This is a genomic window from Ensifer adhaerens, assembly GCF_028993555.1.
GTDB lineage: Bacteria > Pseudomonadota > Alphaproteobacteria > Rhizobiales > Rhizobiaceae > Ensifer > Ensifer adhaerens_I.
In genome coordinates, this window is sequence record NZ_CP118611.1 from 2,598,377 (window position 1) to 2,613,192 (window position 14,816).

General features: G+C 63.3%; 14 protein-coding genes. 11 read left to right on the plus strand and 3 right to left on the minus strand.

Annotation, left to right across the window (positions count from 1 at the left end; all coding sequences use genetic code 11):
• Positions 1-228: 228 nt before the first annotated feature.
• Positions 229-633 (plus strand): DUF1236 domain-containing protein, encoded by a 405-nt coding sequence (locus tag PWG15_RS31910; protein ID WP_275025619.1) that lies wholly within the window; start codon positions 229-231, stop codon positions 631-633.
• Positions 634-855: 222 nt separating this feature from the next.
• Positions 856-1,233, plus strand: a complete 378-nt coding sequence (locus PWG15_RS31915) for a cupin domain-containing protein (RefSeq protein WP_275025621.1) — start codon at positions 856-858, stop codon at positions 1,231-1,233.
• A gap of 216 nt (positions 1,234-1,449) precedes the next feature.
• Here PWG15_RS31915 and PWG15_RS31920 read toward each other — a convergent pair whose 3' ends face one another.
• Positions 1,450-2,274, minus strand: coding sequence for an IclR family transcriptional regulator (locus PWG15_RS31920; RefSeq protein WP_275025623.1), 825 nt, complete (start codon positions 2,272-2,274; stop codon positions 1,450-1,452).
• A gap of 331 nt (positions 2,275-2,605) precedes the next feature.
• Between PWG15_RS31920 and PWG15_RS31925 the strand changes: the two genes are divergently transcribed.
• From PWG15_RS31925 to PWG15_RS31955, 7 genes are read left to right on the plus strand one after another with little or no spacing between them, the layout of a single operon-like run.
• Positions 2,606-3,664 carry an ABC transporter ATP-binding protein gene (locus tag PWG15_RS31925; protein ID WP_275025625.1) on the plus strand — a complete coding sequence of 353 codons (1,059 nt, stop codon included), beginning with the start codon at positions 2,606-2,608 and terminating at the stop codon, positions 3,662-3,664.
• Positions 3,664-4,536, plus strand: a complete 873-nt coding sequence (locus PWG15_RS31930; RefSeq protein ID WP_275025626.1) for an ABC transporter permease — start codon at positions 3,664-3,666, stop codon at positions 4,534-4,536. The genes PWG15_RS31925 and PWG15_RS31930 overlap by 1 nt, the downstream gene beginning before the upstream one ends.
• A gap of 4 nt (positions 4,537-4,540) precedes the next feature.
• On the plus strand, positions 4,541-5,335 hold the full coding sequence (locus tag PWG15_RS31935) for an ABC transporter permease (RefSeq protein WP_275025628.1): 795 nt from the start codon (positions 4,541-4,543) through the stop codon (positions 5,333-5,335).
• 6 nt (positions 5,336-5,341) lie between these two features.
• Entirely contained in the window at positions 5,342-5,656 is a 315-nt protein-coding gene (locus tag PWG15_RS31940; RefSeq protein ID WP_275025629.1) for a (2Fe-2S)-binding protein, read from the plus strand.
• On the plus strand, positions 5,649-7,052 hold the full coding sequence (locus PWG15_RS31945; RefSeq protein WP_275025630.1) for an FAD/NAD(P)-dependent oxidoreductase: 1,404 nt from the start codon (positions 5,649-5,651) through the stop codon (positions 7,050-7,052). The genes PWG15_RS31940 and PWG15_RS31945 overlap by 8 nt, the downstream gene beginning before the upstream one ends.
• Positions 7,049-8,191: an NAD(P)/FAD-dependent oxidoreductase gene (locus tag PWG15_RS31950; RefSeq protein ID WP_275025631.1), complete on the plus strand. Its 1,143-nt coding sequence runs from the start codon at positions 7,049-7,051 to the stop codon at positions 8,189-8,191. The genes PWG15_RS31945 and PWG15_RS31950 overlap by 4 nt, the downstream gene beginning before the upstream one ends.
• Positions 8,192-8,208: 17 nt before the next feature.
• Positions 8,209-9,264 carry an ABC transporter substrate-binding protein gene (locus PWG15_RS31955; RefSeq protein WP_275025632.1) on the plus strand — a complete coding sequence of 352 codons (1,056 nt, stop codon included), beginning with the start codon at positions 8,209-8,211 and terminating at the stop codon, positions 9,262-9,264.
• A 79-nt stretch (positions 9,265-9,343) separates the two neighbouring features.
• On the opposite strand, the gene PWG15_RS31960 is transcribed toward PWG15_RS31955, so the two are convergent.
• On the minus strand, positions 9,344-11,080 hold the full coding sequence (locus PWG15_RS31960; RefSeq protein WP_275025633.1) for a peptidoglycan D,D-transpeptidase FtsI family protein: 1,737 nt from the start codon (positions 11,078-11,080) through the stop codon (positions 9,344-9,346).
• Between the two features lies 1 nt (position 11,081).
• On the minus strand, positions 11,082-13,535 hold the full coding sequence (locus tag PWG15_RS31965) for a penicillin-binding protein 1A (RefSeq protein ID WP_275025634.1): 2,454 nt from the start codon (positions 13,533-13,535) through the stop codon (positions 11,082-11,084).
• Between PWG15_RS31965 and PWG15_RS31970 the strand changes: the two genes are divergently transcribed.
• Positions 13,525-13,752: a hypothetical protein gene (locus PWG15_RS31970; RefSeq protein WP_275025635.1), complete on the plus strand. Its 228-nt coding sequence runs from the start codon at positions 13,525-13,527 to the stop codon at positions 13,750-13,752. The two genes, PWG15_RS31965 and PWG15_RS31970, sit on opposite strands and share 11 nt — an antisense overlap.
• A gap of 100 nt (positions 13,753-13,852) precedes the next feature.
• The gene (locus PWG15_RS31975; protein WP_275025636.1) at positions 13,853-14,773 is read left to right on the plus strand and encodes a LysR family transcriptional regulator; all 921 of its coding nucleotides are present in this window, start codon (positions 13,853-13,855) and stop codon (positions 14,771-14,773) included.
• The last annotated feature ends 43 nt before the right edge of the window (positions 14,774-14,816 follow it).

Genomic DNA, 14,816 nt, shown 5'->3' on the forward strand with positions numbered 1-14,816 from the left:
AGCCGACAATTTCAAGATTCAGTGGTCAATCCTTCGGAATATTGTCGCGGAACGTAAAGTATCCAATCGTTATTTGCTGAAACATGTAAGGCATATTCGGTGTTCATCTCGAATACGTAGGCCAATATTAACGGAATATATCAAGCGTGATCCGAAAACAGGAAGGAAATATCGGAACAAATGATTATCCCTTTCGTTGAGTTTGCGATCGAACGAAAGGATGAGATCATGAATAAGCTTGTAATCACGGCGGCAGTTGCTGCTCTACTGGCAGGCTCCGCCTTTGCTCAGGACGCCAACAAGGAAGCCGGTACGGCCGCAGGCATGGCCGGCGGTGCGGCAGCGGGTGCTGTCGTCGGCGGCCCGATCGGTGCCGGTGTCGGCGCCGTGGTGGGTGGTGCGCTCGGTGGAGCGCTGACGCCTCCGCCGCCGGAAGTGGTCACCTATGTCGAGCAGCAGCCGGCTCCGGCGTCTGTCGTCGTCCAGGAGCGGGTCGTGGTCGGCAAGCCGATCCCGACAGCCGTCGTTCTGACGCCTGTCCCGGACAACCCGCGCTATGCATACGCGGTCGTCAACGACCAGCGCGTGATCGTGGAGCCGCAGTCGAGAACGGTGGTTCAGGTCATCAACTGACCCAGGGCTCTCTCCTCTGAGGGGCGGCGTTCAAGCGCCGCCCCTTTTGTTGCTTGCCGCCCGACTGCCATGGCTCCGCCGCGCTGGCCCTCGAATGCGGGCGGACCTGTGATGCCGATCCATCGGTGCGGTCGTTCAGAGTCATCGATCGTAGCGGAGTGGCAGAGCTGATAAGATCGCAGCGGCAAACGCGGCGGGAATCTTCGGCGTGGGGAGGCCGGCATGAAAGCGATCGTGCATAAGGATTGGCCGGTTGAACTATGGCGGCCCGGCGTCGAAACGCGGATGTTGATCTCCGCAGCGAGCGGCGCCTCGCAATTGTGCCTGTTCGAGCAATGGGTTGCGCCCGGCGCGGGTGCTCCGACGCATCATCATCCCGTTGAGGAGGTCCTGACGGTGATCGCCGGCAAAGCCGAGATGTGGATCGAGGAGGAGCGCATGATCGTCTTGCCCGGCCAGTCTCTCGTTGTGCCGCCGCTCCGCCGCCACGGCTTCACCAATAGCGGCAGCGAGACGCTCCATCTTCAGGCCATCCTCGCGGCAGCAGGCTTCGAGGTCCGCTTCGACGCTTCGGCCGAAGGCGTCAGACGCTGGTACTGAGCGCCGCCGAGGTGATTTACAACGCCCTGCAAACGTCACGAGGCCGACGACATCGACGGAGCACCGGCGGATGCCCGACGGCTGGATGCGAGCCGTCGGTGTCGCCATGAAGCGTTCTCTGAAGTTACCCGATGGATCGATCGAGGTGACGGGCCGTGCTTCGCCCGCGCCTTCATCGAGATGTGTGCTGTCATTGAGCTGCGACGAATGTGCCTCTCAACTCTTCTGGGCGGCACGCAGGGCGGATGCCGGGTAGCGCAGTGTCGGGTCGAAGGGATTGAGCTTGCTGCTGATCGCCTGCGCCTCGGCCTTCAGGAGGTCGGTGATGGTGCCGCTTCGGTTTTCGGTGAGCCGCGACGCTAGCGTGCCGATGCTCAACGAGGCGACTGCGATGCCGTTGCGGTCGAGCACCGGCACGCCGAGACCGGCCATGCCCTCGATCATCTCGAAGTTCATCTGCGCGGCGCCGATGCGCCTGACCTCCTCGATCTTGATGCGCAGGTCCACCTCGTCGATCGCGGCGCGATCCATGATGCGCGGCATGTTGAACTTGATGATCGCCTCACGCTCTTCTTCGGGGAGATGGGCGAGGATGGCAATGCTGCCCTGGCCAATGCCGAGCGGCACCTTGCCGCCGATGTCACCGGTAAAGGAGCGGATCGGGAAGGGGCCTTCGACGCGGTCGAGGCAGATCGCATCGAAATTGCTGCGCACCAGCAGGAAGACGGTGTCGTTGAAGGTGGCCGAGAGCCTGAGAAGCGATGGCCGGGCGATGTCGAGAATGCCGTCGCGCCGTCGCGCCTGCGACGCGATCGAGAAGAACTCCAGCGACAGCCTATAGGATTTGCTGTCCGGCATCTGCTCGACCAGCCCTTCGGCGATCAGGCTCTTCAGCAGCCGGTGCGCCGACGGCTGGGTGAGATTCAGCCTGCGCGCGAGATCGATCACCCGCACACCCTCCGTCGCGTTCTCCGCGAGGTCTTTCAGGATATGGATTGCCTTCCCGAGGCTGGAGCTTCCTGCATTCTCTAATTCCGACATGTGCGCAAATCTCTCAAAATTCACATGACAAGATTCCGTATATCGGACTTTTCTAACAAAAAATTCCGAAATAGAAAATTGCGTTTGTGTTTTTCGTCAATTTCCTGGAGTTAATTCACAAGCCTTTCTTGAGGGTGGATGCGCCAAAACGTGGGTAGCCGGGCGGCTATCCCGATCGCAAAATCGCGCCTTTGTCGTCGCGGTTGCGCCGGTAGAAATCGCATCACCCGAGACAAGGTTTAATGGTTGACGACGTGTCGCAGCCGCCGGGATCGCCGACAAGAAAAACGGGGCAGGCGATCCCTGGGTAGCGACCCACGGGAGAGTGAGCATGAGTTTCCTGAACCTCGAGAAGGTCTCCAAGTTCTATGGGTCGGTTGCGGCCGTTCATGATTTCGATCTGGCGGTCGAAAAGGGCGAGTTCATCTCGCTGCTCGGCCCGTCCGGTTGCGGCAAGACGACGACCCTGCAGATGATCACCGGGCTCGTGCGTCCCTCCGCCGGTACGATCACCATGGGCGGGCGCGACATCACCCACCTGCCGCCGCCGCAGCGGGAACTCGGCGTCGTGTTCCAGAGCTACGCACTTTTCCCACACATGACCGTTGCGCAGAACGTCTCCTTTGGTTTGGAGATGCGCAAGATCCCAAAGGCGGAGCGCGACAGGCGCATCAAGGAAATCCTTGCGCTCGTCCATCTCTCGGCGCTTGCCGATCGATACCCGCGCGAGATGTCGGGCGGGCAGCGCCAGCGCGTGGCGATTGCCCGTGCGCTGGTCATCAATCCGCCGGTGCTGCTCCTCGACGAGCCGCTGTCGAACCTCGATGCGCAGCTTCGCGAGGAGATGCAGTTCGAGCTGCGCCGCATCCAGCAGACCGTCGGCATCACCACGATCATGGTGACCCATGATCAGGCCGAAGCGCTGTCGATCAGCGATCGCGTCGTCGTCATGGAAAAGGGGCGCATCACCCAGGTCGATACGCCCTACGAGCTCTACGAGCATCCGCGCAACGACTTCATCTCGTCCTTCGTCGGCAAGTCCAATTTCCTGCGCGCGACCGCGGCTTTCAACGGCAAGGGCGCGTCAATCAGCATCGACAACACACAGATCCGCTTCAATACCGATCACCGCGAGCCGGATGGCAAGGTCTCGGTCTTCATCCGTCCGGAGAAGCTGCGTTTGACGGCGCCGGCCGAAGGCCAGATCCAGGGCAAGGTGACGACGCGCTATTTCATGGGCAGCCAGTGGCTGGTCAGCGCCGAGACGCCGGCGGGCGTTCTTGCCGTTGCGGTTCCCAACCTCGGCGCGCCGCCGCCGGTCGAGGGCGAAACCGTTGGCCTCGCCTGGCAAAGCGCCGATTGTCGTGTTCTCGCGGGAGCGGCCAAGTAATGGACGCCGCGACCTCCGCCATCAAGCCGCGACTGCTCGCGCCCCTGGCCCTCTCCGGGCCGACGACCCTGTTCTTCATCGGTCTCGTCCTGTTGCCGCTGCTGCTGACGGTCATCCTGTCCTTCAACAGTTATGACTATACGGCCGGCATCCAGGGCGATTTCACCTTCGCCAACTACCTGACGGTGCTGCAGGACGAATACTATCTCTCGACCTTCTGGCGCACGCTGCGTCTGGCGCTTCTGACGACGGTCATTACCGTGCTGATCGGCGTGCCGGAGGCCTACGTCCTCTCGAACATGCGCAAGCCCTGGCGGTCGATCTTCCTGTTGGTGATCATCGGCCCGCTGCTGGTGTCCGTGGTGGTGCGAACCTTCGGCTGGAGCATGCTGCTCGGCAAGAACGGCTTCGTGAACAGTGCACTTGCCATTGTCGGCCTCGACCCGGTGCAGCTTCTCTACACCGAGACGGCGATCGTCATCGGCCTCGTGCACATCATGCTGCCGTTCATGGTAATCCCGGTCTGGACCGTGCTGCAGAAGCTCGACCCGACGGTCGAGGCGGCAGCCCTCACGCTTGGCGCCTCGCGCTTCACGGCGCTACGCCGCATCGTCTTCCCGCAGGCTTCCCTCGGCATTCTCTCCGGCAGCTTGATCGTCTTTGCGCTTTCGGCAAGTTCCTTTGCCATCCCCGGGCTGCTCGGCGGCCGGCGGCTGAAAATGGCGGCAACGCTCGTCTACGACGAGTTCCTGATCGAGCTGAACTGGCCGCTTGGCGCCACCATCGCGATCATCGTCCTCGTCGCCAATCTCGTGATCATGCTTGCCTATAACCGCCTCATCGAGCGGCAGGCAAAGCGCAAGCTGGGCTGAAGCCATGCAGAGAAACGGACCCATTGCTCTCGCCTTCCACAGCCTCGTCGTCGTCTTCATGCTGGCGCCGATGGTCGTCGTCTGCCTCGTTGCCTTCACGCCGGAAAACACGCTGGCGATGCCCTGGAACGGGTTTTCGCTGCGCTGGTTCGAGGCGGTCTTCCACCACGCCGACTTCATGTCGTCCTTCGGCAACAGCGTCCGGCTGGCGCTGCTTTCGGCGACGATCTCCACCGTGTTTGCGGTGCCGGCGGCGCTGGCGATCACCCGCTACGAGTTCCGCGGCCGCGAAGCGCTGAATGCCCTGTTCCTGTCGCCGTTGATCATCCCGCACCTGGTTCTCGGCGTTGCCTTCCTGCGGCTGTTCTCGCTGATGGGTATGGGCGGATCCTTCGGCTGGTTGGTCGCCACCCATGCGATCGTCGTCACCCCCTATACGCTGCGGCTGATCCTTGCGTCGCTCACCAGCATGGACCGTAACGCCGAGAATGCAGCGCGCACGCTCGGAGCGGCCGAATGGACGGTGTTTCGCCGGATCACCATGCCGCTCATGTTGCCGGGCATCAGCGGCGGCTGGCTGCTCGCCTTCATCAACAGCTTCGACGAACTGACCATGTCGATCTTCGTGACCTCGCCGTCGACGGTCACCCTGCCAGTGCGCATGTACATGTATGCCAGCGAATCCATCGATCCGATGATGGCCGCCGTTTCGACGCTGATGATCGCGCTCGCAACCGTCACCATGATCATTCTCGATCGCCTGTTCGGTCTCGACCGGCTCCTGGTGGGCAAGGGCTGAGGTCCGATGACGATGCATGCACAATTTCGCCGGCGCTACCGGCTGGACGAGACACCCGTGCCCTTCACGCTGAACGGCATGGCCGAAACCGGTCGCCGCGGCGATACGGTGCTGACGGCGATCCTGTCGGTCAGCGGCCGCCTCCGGCAAACCGAATTCACTGGCGAGGACCGCGCCGGCTTCTGCCTGATCGGCGCCTGCCAGGATTGTTACGTGATGTTGGCGAACGGCAGTCGCATCAGGGCCTGCAGCACGGCGCTTGAGCCGGGCATGGCCTTCATCACCGATCTCGGCGCGATGGCGGAGGCGATCCATGAGTAAGCCTCTGCAGCCGGTCATCGTCGGCGCCGGACCCGCGGGCATTCGCGCCGCCGAGCGCGTCGTCCGCGCCGGTCTCAGACCGATCGTGCTCGACGAAGGCCAACGCGCTGGCGGCCAGATCTATCGCCGGCCGCTGATCGAGGACGGACGATCCTACCGGAGCCGCTATGGTTCGGAAGCGGGCAAGGCACAAAGGTTGCACCAGGCCTTCGAGGCGCTGTTGCCAGACATCGACTACCGACCAGAAACGCTCGTCTGGAACATTTCGGCACCCGAACGTGGCAACCAGCTCGACATTCTCTCATCAGGTGTTCACAGGCAGATCGGCTTTTCGCAATTGATCCTGTGCACCGGCGCGACCGATCGTGTCCTGCCGTTCCCGGGATGGACGACGCCAGGCGTCTATACGCTTGGCGCCTCGCAGACAGCACTCAAGGCGCAAGGCTGCACGATCGGCGACCGCGTCGTTTTCATGGGCTCCGGGCCGCTGCTCTATCTCGTCGCCTGGCAATACATGAAAGCCGGCGCGCGCGTGGAGGCGGTGCTCGACACAGCACCCGTCACATCGAAGCGGTACCTGCTGTCGCTTGCCGCGCATGCGCCGCGGATCGTCGCGCTTGGCCTGTTCTACGGGCTGCAGCTTCAGCTTGCCGGTGTAAAAATCCGCTACGGCGTGAGGCCCGAGGCGGTCCTGGGCACGTCGCAGGTCGAAGGTCTTCGCTATCGTCGACGCACGCTCACAGGCGAAGCTGTCGAGTCGATTGCCTGTGATGCGCTCGCCTATGGCTTTGCCCTTCGCCCGGAAACACAGCTTGCCGATCTTGCCGGCTGCCGGTTCCGCTTCGACGCGCGCGACCGTGTCTGGTTGCCGGAGCGCGACGCCCTGGGACGCACGAGCCGATCGGACGTTTATGTTGCCGGTGATGGCAGCGGTATTGCCGGTGCGGATGCCGCGGAAATCTCGGGCGAACTCGCAGCCGCGGCTCTGCTTGAGGATACGGGGCGAGCACTGGCGGATGCCGCGGGACTGGTGGCGGCACGCGAGGCGATTCTGCGCCAGCGCGACATCCTCGAACAGGCCTTCCCCTTCCCGGATGACTGGTTCGAGACAGTTCCGGACGAAACGACGCTTTGCCGTTGCGAAGAAATCACCATCGCTGAGGGGCGTCGGGCCATTGCGTCAGGATCGATCACCGAAATCAACCGCCTGAAGGCGCTGAGCCGTGTCGGCATGGGGCGCTGTCAGGGACGGATGTGCTCTGCTGCCGCGACCGAACTGCTGAGTGGCGCATGCGCTACGTCTGCGGGTGAGGTCGGCCGCCTGCGTGCCCAGGCGCCGGTGAAGCCGATCCCGCTCGGCTTTGGCGGACGTGTCGAGGCGGAGGTCCGTTCATGAGCCGGCGCATCTCCGTCGACGTCGCGATCATCGGCGGCGGGCTGGTCGGCAGCTCCGCAGCACTCGCCATGCGCAAGGCCGGACTTTCGGTTGTTCTGCTGGACAAGGGCTATTGCGGCGCGCAGGCGAGCGGCGTGAACTATGGCGGCGTGCGCCGGCAAGGCCGATCGCCGGAGCAACTGCCGCTGTCACAAAGGGCGCATCGGCTCTGGCCGCAGCTGAAGGCGATGATCGGCATCGATGCCGAATATGTCCGCTCCGGCCATTTGAAGCTCGCCCGCACCGAGAAGGATTTTGCCAAGCTCGAGGCCTATGCCGAGGCCGTGAGAGATTATGGTCTCGGGCTCGAACTCGTCGCCGGATCGGCGTTGGCCGATCGGTTTCCCTGGCTTTCGGCGAAGGCGGTCGGCGCTTCGCTCTGCCCCGATGACGGCCATGCCAATCCGCGCCTCGTGGCACCTGCATTCGCAAGAGCGGCCGAGCGTGCCGGTGTTACCGTGCTGGAGCAGACACCGGTGCGCGAGGTCACGGCAACCGGCAACGGTTTTGCCATCCTCGCCGGTGACGGTATCGAGATCCGCTGTCGACAACTGGTCAATTCTGCCGGTGCCTGGTCCGATCGCTTCGCCGCCCAGTTTGGAGAGGCGGTCCCGCTGACACGGATCTATCCGTCGATGGTCGTCACTGAACCGTTGCCACTGCGCCTGCCGGTCAGCATGGGCGAGCAAGGCGGCAGCTTCTACGGCCGGCAGGTGGCGCGCGGAAACTATGTCATGGGTGGCGGTCGCGGCCTGCCGCTTACCAACGCGGACTACTCGCGCCCGTCGGTGACAGCTGCCTCCTCGGTCATGCAGCGTGCGATCGCGCTCTTTCCGCATCTGGCGGATGCCCAGGTCATCCGCTTCTGGTCCGGCACCGAGGCGGAGATGCCCGATGGCAACCCGGTGATTGGCCCAAGCGAAACGACATCAGGGCTTTTCCATGCCTTCGGCTTCTGCGGTGCCGGCTTTCAGACCGCACCCGCCGTCGGCGAGGTGCTGTCGGAGCTCGTCACCGACGGGCGCACGACCACACCCATTCAAGCCTTTTCCATTGGCCGCTTCCGCAAGGTGGCGGTCGAAACTGCAGCCTCGTTGTAAACAGAAAGGGGAATACCATGATCGACCAACGGCTTACGAAAACCACGGCCCTTGCAGTGCTGACCTTCGTCCTGCAGCAGAATGCTGCGTCGGCGGAAACCAAGACGCTCTATATCGGCATGAACGGCGGCAACTTCGAGCGGGCCTATACCGAGCACGTGCTGCCGCCCTTCGAGAAGGCGAACGACGTCAAGGTCGTCGTCGTGCCCGGCACCTCGGCCGATATCCTCGCCAAGGCAACCGCGGCCAAGGACAATCCGCAGATGCATGTCATGCTGCTCGATGATGGCGTGATGGTCCGCGCCATCGGTGGTGGCCTCTGCCAGAAGATCGCTGCCGATCCGGTGCTTGACCAGATCCAGCCGGCGGCCCGCCTGAAGGACGACATGGCAATCGGCGTCGACATGGGTATGACTGGCCTTGCCTATAACAAGAAGCTCTTCGACGAGAAGGGCTGGCCGGCGCCGACCTCGTGGATGGATATGGCCGATCCGAAGTTCGAAAACGCTGTCGTCTTCCAGTCCGCTTCCGCCTCCAGCTTCGGTCTGCACGCCTTCCTGATGTTCAACCGCATTCAGGGCGGCAGCGAGACCAATGTCGAGCCGGGCTTCGAAAAGTTCTCTGACACGATCGGCAAGAACGTCATCGAGTTCATCCCGAGCTCAGCCAAGATCTCGGAGATGGTGCAGACCGGCGAGGCCGCGATCTTCCCGCTGACCCCAACGGCCGTCAACAACCTGAAGGACAAGGGTATCCCGGTCGAATACGCCCAGCCGAAGGAAGGTTCCGTCGTACTTGCCGTCACCGAATGCGTGATTGCCAACAACAGCGAACCGGAACTCAGCCAGAAGCTCGCCCACTACCTGCTTTCGGCCGAGGCACAGAGCCTGGCGCTCGACAACGGCAACATCATCCCGTCGAACGTCAATGCCAAGGCCGGCACGGATGCCGCGAACGCGAAGCTTTCGACGTTCAAGACCAACATGCAGACCGCCAAGGTCCTCGATTGGGATGCGATCAACCAGAACCGCCAGGAATGGAACAAGCGCTGGAACCGCATGATCGAAAGGTAAGCTTGAGCTAACCTTTTGTCGCACTTGCGCACGCCCCCGCGGAGACACGGGGGCGTTGCCGCATTTGGGACAGGCGGCATCAAAGTGCGCCGTTGATTGCGGCCCTGTTGCGCTCGCCTTTGCTCGTCGAGGACGGAAAAAGCTGCGAGCCGAAGGCGCCCTGATCGCTGATCTCGGGGAAGCTGACATCGGCGATCTCGAAATCGGGCATCAGCTGGAGCATCGGCAGGATACGCTCGAAGACTGCGCCGCCGAGCGGCGCCGCATTCCAGCCGGACGTTCGGAAGCCGTAGGTCTCCGGCAAGCCCTTGGGTTCGTCGAGCAGGGTGAGCAGCAGGTAGCGCGGATTGTCCACGGGAACGACGCCCATGAAGGACGTGATGTTGAGCTCCTTGGAATAGCGTCCGCCGACAACCTTCTCTGCCGTGCCGGTCTTGCCGCCGATGAAGTAGCCTTTGACCTCAGCCCGTTTCGCCGATCCTGTCTTGGCGTTGAGGCGCAGGAGATAACGAAGTGCCTCGCCGGTCTCCGGCTTGATCAGATCGCGCGCAATGATGCGATCCTCCAGCGGCGCGCCCTTGATCAGGGTCGGCCGGATGAGCCGACCGCCGTTGACGAGCGCTGCCACCGCGATGCTCGCCTGCAGCGGCGTCACGGCGATGCCGTGGCCATAGGAAGCGGTCGCCGTATCGATCTCGCCCCACCGCCGCGGCAATTGTGGGTGAGCGCTTTCCGGCAGTTCCGTCGTCAGCCGCGACATCTGCCCGAAGCGTCCAAGGAAGGCCTTGAGGTTTTCCGGGCCTACGGCGATCGCCATCTTCGCCATCGATATGTTGGAGGAATAGATGAAGGCCTCGGGCACGGTCAGCGGCCGGTACTGGCCGCGATAGTCGTTGATGCGGAAGCGGCCGAAGGCGAGCGGTCTGCTGGCGTCGATGACGGAGCGAAGGGTGAATTGCCCGGAGTCGAGCGCCATCGCCGTCGTCAATGCCTTGAAGGTCGATCCCATCTCGAAGGTGGCAGCCGCGATGCGGTTGATGCGATCGGGCTTCGATGCGTCGACCGGAAGATTCGGGTCGAAATCGGGATAGGAAACCAGCGCCAGGATCTCGCCATTGGTGACATCGAGCACCAGGCCGGCGCCCGCCTTGGCGTTGAACTTGGCGATCGCTTTGCGAAGCTCGGTCTCGAGCGCATGCTGGATGCGGATGTCGAGGGTGACGCTGACCGGCTCGAGATTGCGGTGGGAGAGATCCATGCCGCTTTGGCGCAGGACTTCCAGCCCCTGCCCCTCGATCCATCTCTCGATGCCGGCAATGCCGATATTGTCGATGTCGACGGTGCCGAGCACATGGGCGGCAAGCGCGCCGTTCGGATAGAAGCGCTGCTTCTCGCGCTGAAAACCTATGGCGGGAATGCCGGCGTTCCAGACGGCCTGCTCCTCCGCCGGCGTCACCTGGCGCTTGATCCAGGCAAAGGCAGCACCACTCTTCAGCCGCCGGTGGAGGTCACGCCCATCGAGTTCTGGAAAGATCGCGGTCAGTTTCTCGACGGCTTCATCGACGTCGACGATCAGCCGTGGTTCGGCATATAGCCCGGAACTCGGTACGTCGATCGCCAGCAGGTTGCCGTTTCGGTCAAGGATCGACGGACGACCGAGGCTCGGCGGTGGCGGGATGTAGCCGGTCCGCTCATAGTCGTCGACGCCAAGCTGGACGAGGCGCGCGAGCATAAGCCCGAAGACGAGCGCAAAGGCGCCAATGACGAGGAGAAGGCGGCCGCGAGGATCCGGCCGGGACTGAACCTGGCGTGCCATGTCAATAGAGCCCGTTGCCGTTGGTGAGAAGCTTTTCGCGCAGTTCCGGCGAAAGCTCGGCGTCAGCGGTGGCCGATGTGCTCGCCGTCTCGAAGCCGTCGATGACGGGGCAACCGGCAGCGCACGGCGCCGTTCCCGGCTTGAAGGCTTCGAGAATGGCCCCCGGCGTGCCCTCCGGCACCGGCTGACCGCTCTTCCTGTCGATCGCCTCGACCGTCATGCCCGATGGCGCATGGAAGTCCGCCGCTGGGCGTCCCTGAAGGGCTGTCTTCATGAAGTCGATGAAAACGGGTGCCGCCAGGCCGCCGCCGGTTTCGCCATTGCCCATTGGCTTTGGCGTGTCGTAGCCGAGGAACACGCCGGTGACGATGTTCGGCGTGAAACCGACGAACCACACGTCCTTCTCGTCATTGGTGGTGCCGGTCTTGCCGGCAATCGGCACGCCAAGCGAGCCGACATTCCGTGCGGTTCCGCGCTCGACGACGCCGCGCAGCATCGAGGTGACCTGATAGGCGGTCATCGGATCGAGCACATAGTCGCGATTGTCGGTAGGAACCGGCTCTTCCTGCCCGCTCCATTCGGACGCATTGCAATCGTCGCAACCGCGCTGGTCATGGCGGAAGATGGTGCGGCCGTAGCGGTCCTGGATGCGGTCGATCATCGAAGGCGTCACCGCCTTGCCGCCATTGGCAATGACTGCGTAGGCGGCGACCAGCCGCAAGAGTGTGGTTTCGCCGGCGCCGAGCGACATGGGCAGATAGGGCTTGAGTTCGTCATAGATGCCGAAGCGCTTGCCGTAGTCGGCGACGAGATCCATGCCGAGATGGCGGGCGAGGCGCACGGTCATCAAGTTGCGGCTGTTCTCCAGCCCGACCCGCAAGGTGGATGGGCCGCTGAAACGGCCGTCATAGTTCTTCGGCTTCCAAGTCCGCCCCGCACCATCGGCAAGCGCGATCGGTGCGTCCATCACTAGCGTCGTCGGCGCCCAGCCGTTGTCGAGCGCGGCCGCGTAGACGAAGGGCTTGAAGGAGGAGCCGGGCTGGCGATAGGCCTGGGTCGCGCGGTTGAATTCTGATTGGGCATAAGAAAAGCCGCCGGCGACTGCGAGCACGCGACCGGTGTTCGGGTCCATGGAAACGAGCGCGCCCTGAACGAGCGGCGGCTGCCGCAACACGTAGCCATCCTCCTGCTTCTCCACATAGACGACGTCGCCAGGTGACAGGACGCCATCGATCCCTGCGGCACAATTTCGCTTGCCCTTGGCAGAACGGCAAAGCGCCCAGGGCGAGCCTTTCTGAGCAAGATTTATGATCTCTACCGGGGCGGTCCCGTTTGTCGGTTTGCCCTCAGGGCGAAGTCCAATCTCTGCGTCCGCCCTTCCTGTCGCAAGCACCACGCCCATCCGCCATTCCGGCACGTCCGAAAGTGGTCGGAGCTTGGCCAGTTCTGAAGCCCAGTCCTTGATCGAGGGCAGCTTGGCGACCGGGCCGCGGTAGCCTTTCGCCTGGTCATAGGCGACGAGACCTTTGCGCAGCGCCTTCATCGCCGCCTCTTGCAGCCGCGGGTCGAGCGTTGTGCGCACCGAAAAGCCGGCTGTGTAAAGTGCCGCATCGCCATATTGGGCGTTGAGCTGGCGGCGGACTTCTTCGGTGAAATAGTCGGCCGCTGCGACTGCGGCGGAGGGCGCGCGCGGGTCGACGCCCAGCGGGGCGGCGGCCGCCTTGGCAGCCGCCGTGGCGTCTATGAAGCCGTTCTGCCGCATCTGGTCGATGACCCAGTTGCGGCGACCTGTCGCGCGTTCCGCCTGGCGATCGGGATCGTAGTTGTTGGGCGCCTTCGGCAGGGCGGCGAGGAAGGCGGCCTCCGAAATCGAGAGTTCGCTGACCGGCTTGTCGAAATAGGTGAGCGCTGCCTGCGCCACGCCATAGGCGCCGCGGCCGAGATAGATGTCGTTGAGATAGAGTTCGAGAATACGGTCCTTGGAGTAGGTCTGGTCGATCCGCAGCGAAAGGATCGCTTCGCGCAGCTTGCGCTCCACCGTGCGGTCTGCAGACAGGAGGAAGTTCTTGGCGATCTGCTGCGTGATCGTGGAGCCGCCGATCATGCGACGACCGGAGCCGTAGTTGGCGAGGTTGGACAGGAGGGCCGTGCCGATGCTGGTAACGTCGATCCCGGGGTGGACGTAGAAATTCTTGTCCTCCGCCGAAAGGAATGCCTGGCGGATGCGCGCGGGGATCGCGCCGATCGGCAGGAACAGCCGGCGTTCGCGCGCGAGTTCTCCGACCATCGTGCCGTCGCCGGCATAGAGGCGGGTGGTGACTGCCGGTTCCCAGTTCGCGAGCGTGCGGTGATCGGGCAGGTGTCGCGTCAGCGCCGCGACGACCGTGGCCGCTGCGAGTGCGACGACGGTCGCGAGGTTGAGGGATGTGCCAAGCAGATTTGCGATGAATTTCATGAGGGCGGAGCGGACCTTTGGGGCAATAGACAGCCTGGCCGGCACGATTGTCCGTGCGGCCCGCGGCCTGTCTGGAACGGCAGTTGGTTTCGCCGGCATCCGAGATGTCGGCTGCGGCGACGATGCGATCAGGCGCTACGGCCAGGCGAAACGGCGCATGGGATCGATCCCCGTAAGCGGCGCAATCAGCCGCATCTTCCTGAGCCGACGCTGCTAAGTTACAGCCGCGTCAGCCGATCAAGTTCACCGTAAAGGGATTGTGCCGGAGCAACAAACCACGTTTATTTGCGAGACCCATTAGATGAGTTAGGGCATTCATGGTCAGGCCATATCTTCCGCTCAATGCGCTGCGCGCCTTCGAGGCCTCGGCGCGGCATCTGAGCTTTACCCGCGCGGCGATCGAGCTCTGCGTGACGCAGGCGGCGGTCAGCCATCAGGTCAAGCTGCTTGAAGGCCGCCTGAACGTCACCCTGTTCAAGCGGTTGCCGCGCGGGCTGATGATCACGGCCGAGGGCGAGGCATTGCTGCCGGTGCTGCGGGATTCCTTCGATCGCATGGCGGATATGCTAGAACGCTTCGAGGCCGGCCATATTCGCGAAGTGCTGATGATCGGTGCCGTCGGCACCTTTGCGGTCGGTTGGCTGTTGCCGCGGCTTGCAGACTTCCAGGCCAAATATCCCTTCATCGATGTCCGGCTCTCGACCAATAACAACCGGGTCGACATGGCCGCGGAAGGTCTCGATTTCGCCATCCGCTTTGGCGGCGGCTCCTGGCACAACATCGAGGCTGTCAGGCTCTTCGAGGCGCCGCTTTCCGTGCTCTGCATTCCCGAGATCGCCGATCGGCTGAAGACGCCGGCCGATCTCCTGGACGAAACGCTGCTCAGGTCCTATCGGGCCGATGAATGGGTAAACTGGTTCGAAGCGGCCGGCATCGCCTATCCGGCGCCGCTGCTGAAGGGCATCGTCTTCGATAGTTCGCTGGCGATGATGGAGGCTGCGGCCCAGGGGATCGGCGTTGCACTCGCGCCGCCGCTGATGTTCTCGCGGCTCTTGTCGAACGGCACGATCCGACAGCCGTTCGACGCCCACACCTCTATGGGCAGCTATTGGTTGACGCGGCTGAAGTCGCGTCCTGTCACGCCGGCGATGAAAGCCTTCAGCGAATGGCTCGCCGCCGTGGCGGCGCCGGAGGCAGCGGCCTTGACATCGCCCGCGGCACAAGCGCTTGCCGGCTGAGACGGAAGATCCATTCTTCCGAAGAATAAACCGGGATTCTGTC

What these genes read in the sequence shown, in the direction of transcription:
- PWG15_RS31910 (WP_275025619.1), top strand. Translation starts at nt 229, where the DNA reads ATGAATAAGCTTGTAATCACGGCGGCAGTTGCTGCTCTACTGGCAGGC.
- PWG15_RS31915 (WP_275025621.1), top strand. Translation starts at nt 856, where the DNA reads ATGAAAGCGATCGTGCATAAGGATTGGCCGGTTGAACTATGGCGGCCC.
- PWG15_RS31920 (WP_275025623.1), bottom strand. Translation starts at nt 2,274, where the DNA reads ATGTCGGAATTAGAGAATGCAGGAAGCTCCAGCCTCGGGAAGGCAATC.
- PWG15_RS31925 (WP_275025625.1), top strand. Translation starts at nt 2,606, where the DNA reads ATGAGTTTCCTGAACCTCGAGAAGGTCTCCAAGTTCTATGGGTCGGTT.
- PWG15_RS31930 (WP_275025626.1), top strand. Translation starts at nt 3,664, where the DNA reads ATGGACGCCGCGACCTCCGCCATCAAGCCGCGACTGCTCGCGCCCCTG.
- PWG15_RS31935 (WP_275025628.1), top strand. Translation starts at nt 4,541, where the DNA reads ATGCAGAGAAACGGACCCATTGCTCTCGCCTTCCACAGCCTCGTCGTC.
- PWG15_RS31940 (WP_275025629.1), top strand. Translation starts at nt 5,342, where the DNA reads ATGACGATGCATGCACAATTTCGCCGGCGCTACCGGCTGGACGAGACA.
- PWG15_RS31945 (WP_275025630.1), top strand. Translation starts at nt 5,649, where the DNA reads ATGAGTAAGCCTCTGCAGCCGGTCATCGTCGGCGCCGGACCCGCGGGC.
- PWG15_RS31950 (WP_275025631.1), top strand. Translation starts at nt 7,049, where the DNA reads ATGAGCCGGCGCATCTCCGTCGACGTCGCGATCATCGGCGGCGGGCTG.
- PWG15_RS31955 (WP_275025632.1), top strand. Translation starts at nt 8,209, where the DNA reads ATGATCGACCAACGGCTTACGAAAACCACGGCCCTTGCAGTGCTGACC.
- PWG15_RS31960 (WP_275025633.1), bottom strand. Translation starts at nt 11,080, where the DNA reads ATGGCACGCCAGGTTCAGTCCCGGCCGGATCCTCGCGGCCGCCTTCTC.
- PWG15_RS31970 (WP_275025635.1), top strand. Translation starts at nt 13,525, where the DNA reads ATGAATTTCATGAGGGCGGAGCGGACCTTTGGGGCAATAGACAGCCTG.
- PWG15_RS31965 (WP_275025634.1), bottom strand. Translation starts at nt 13,535, where the DNA reads ATGAAATTCATCGCAAATCTGCTTGGCACATCCCTCAACCTCGCGACC.
- PWG15_RS31975 (WP_275025636.1), top strand. Translation starts at nt 13,853, where the DNA reads ATGGTCAGGCCATATCTTCCGCTCAATGCGCTGCGCGCCTTCGAGGCC.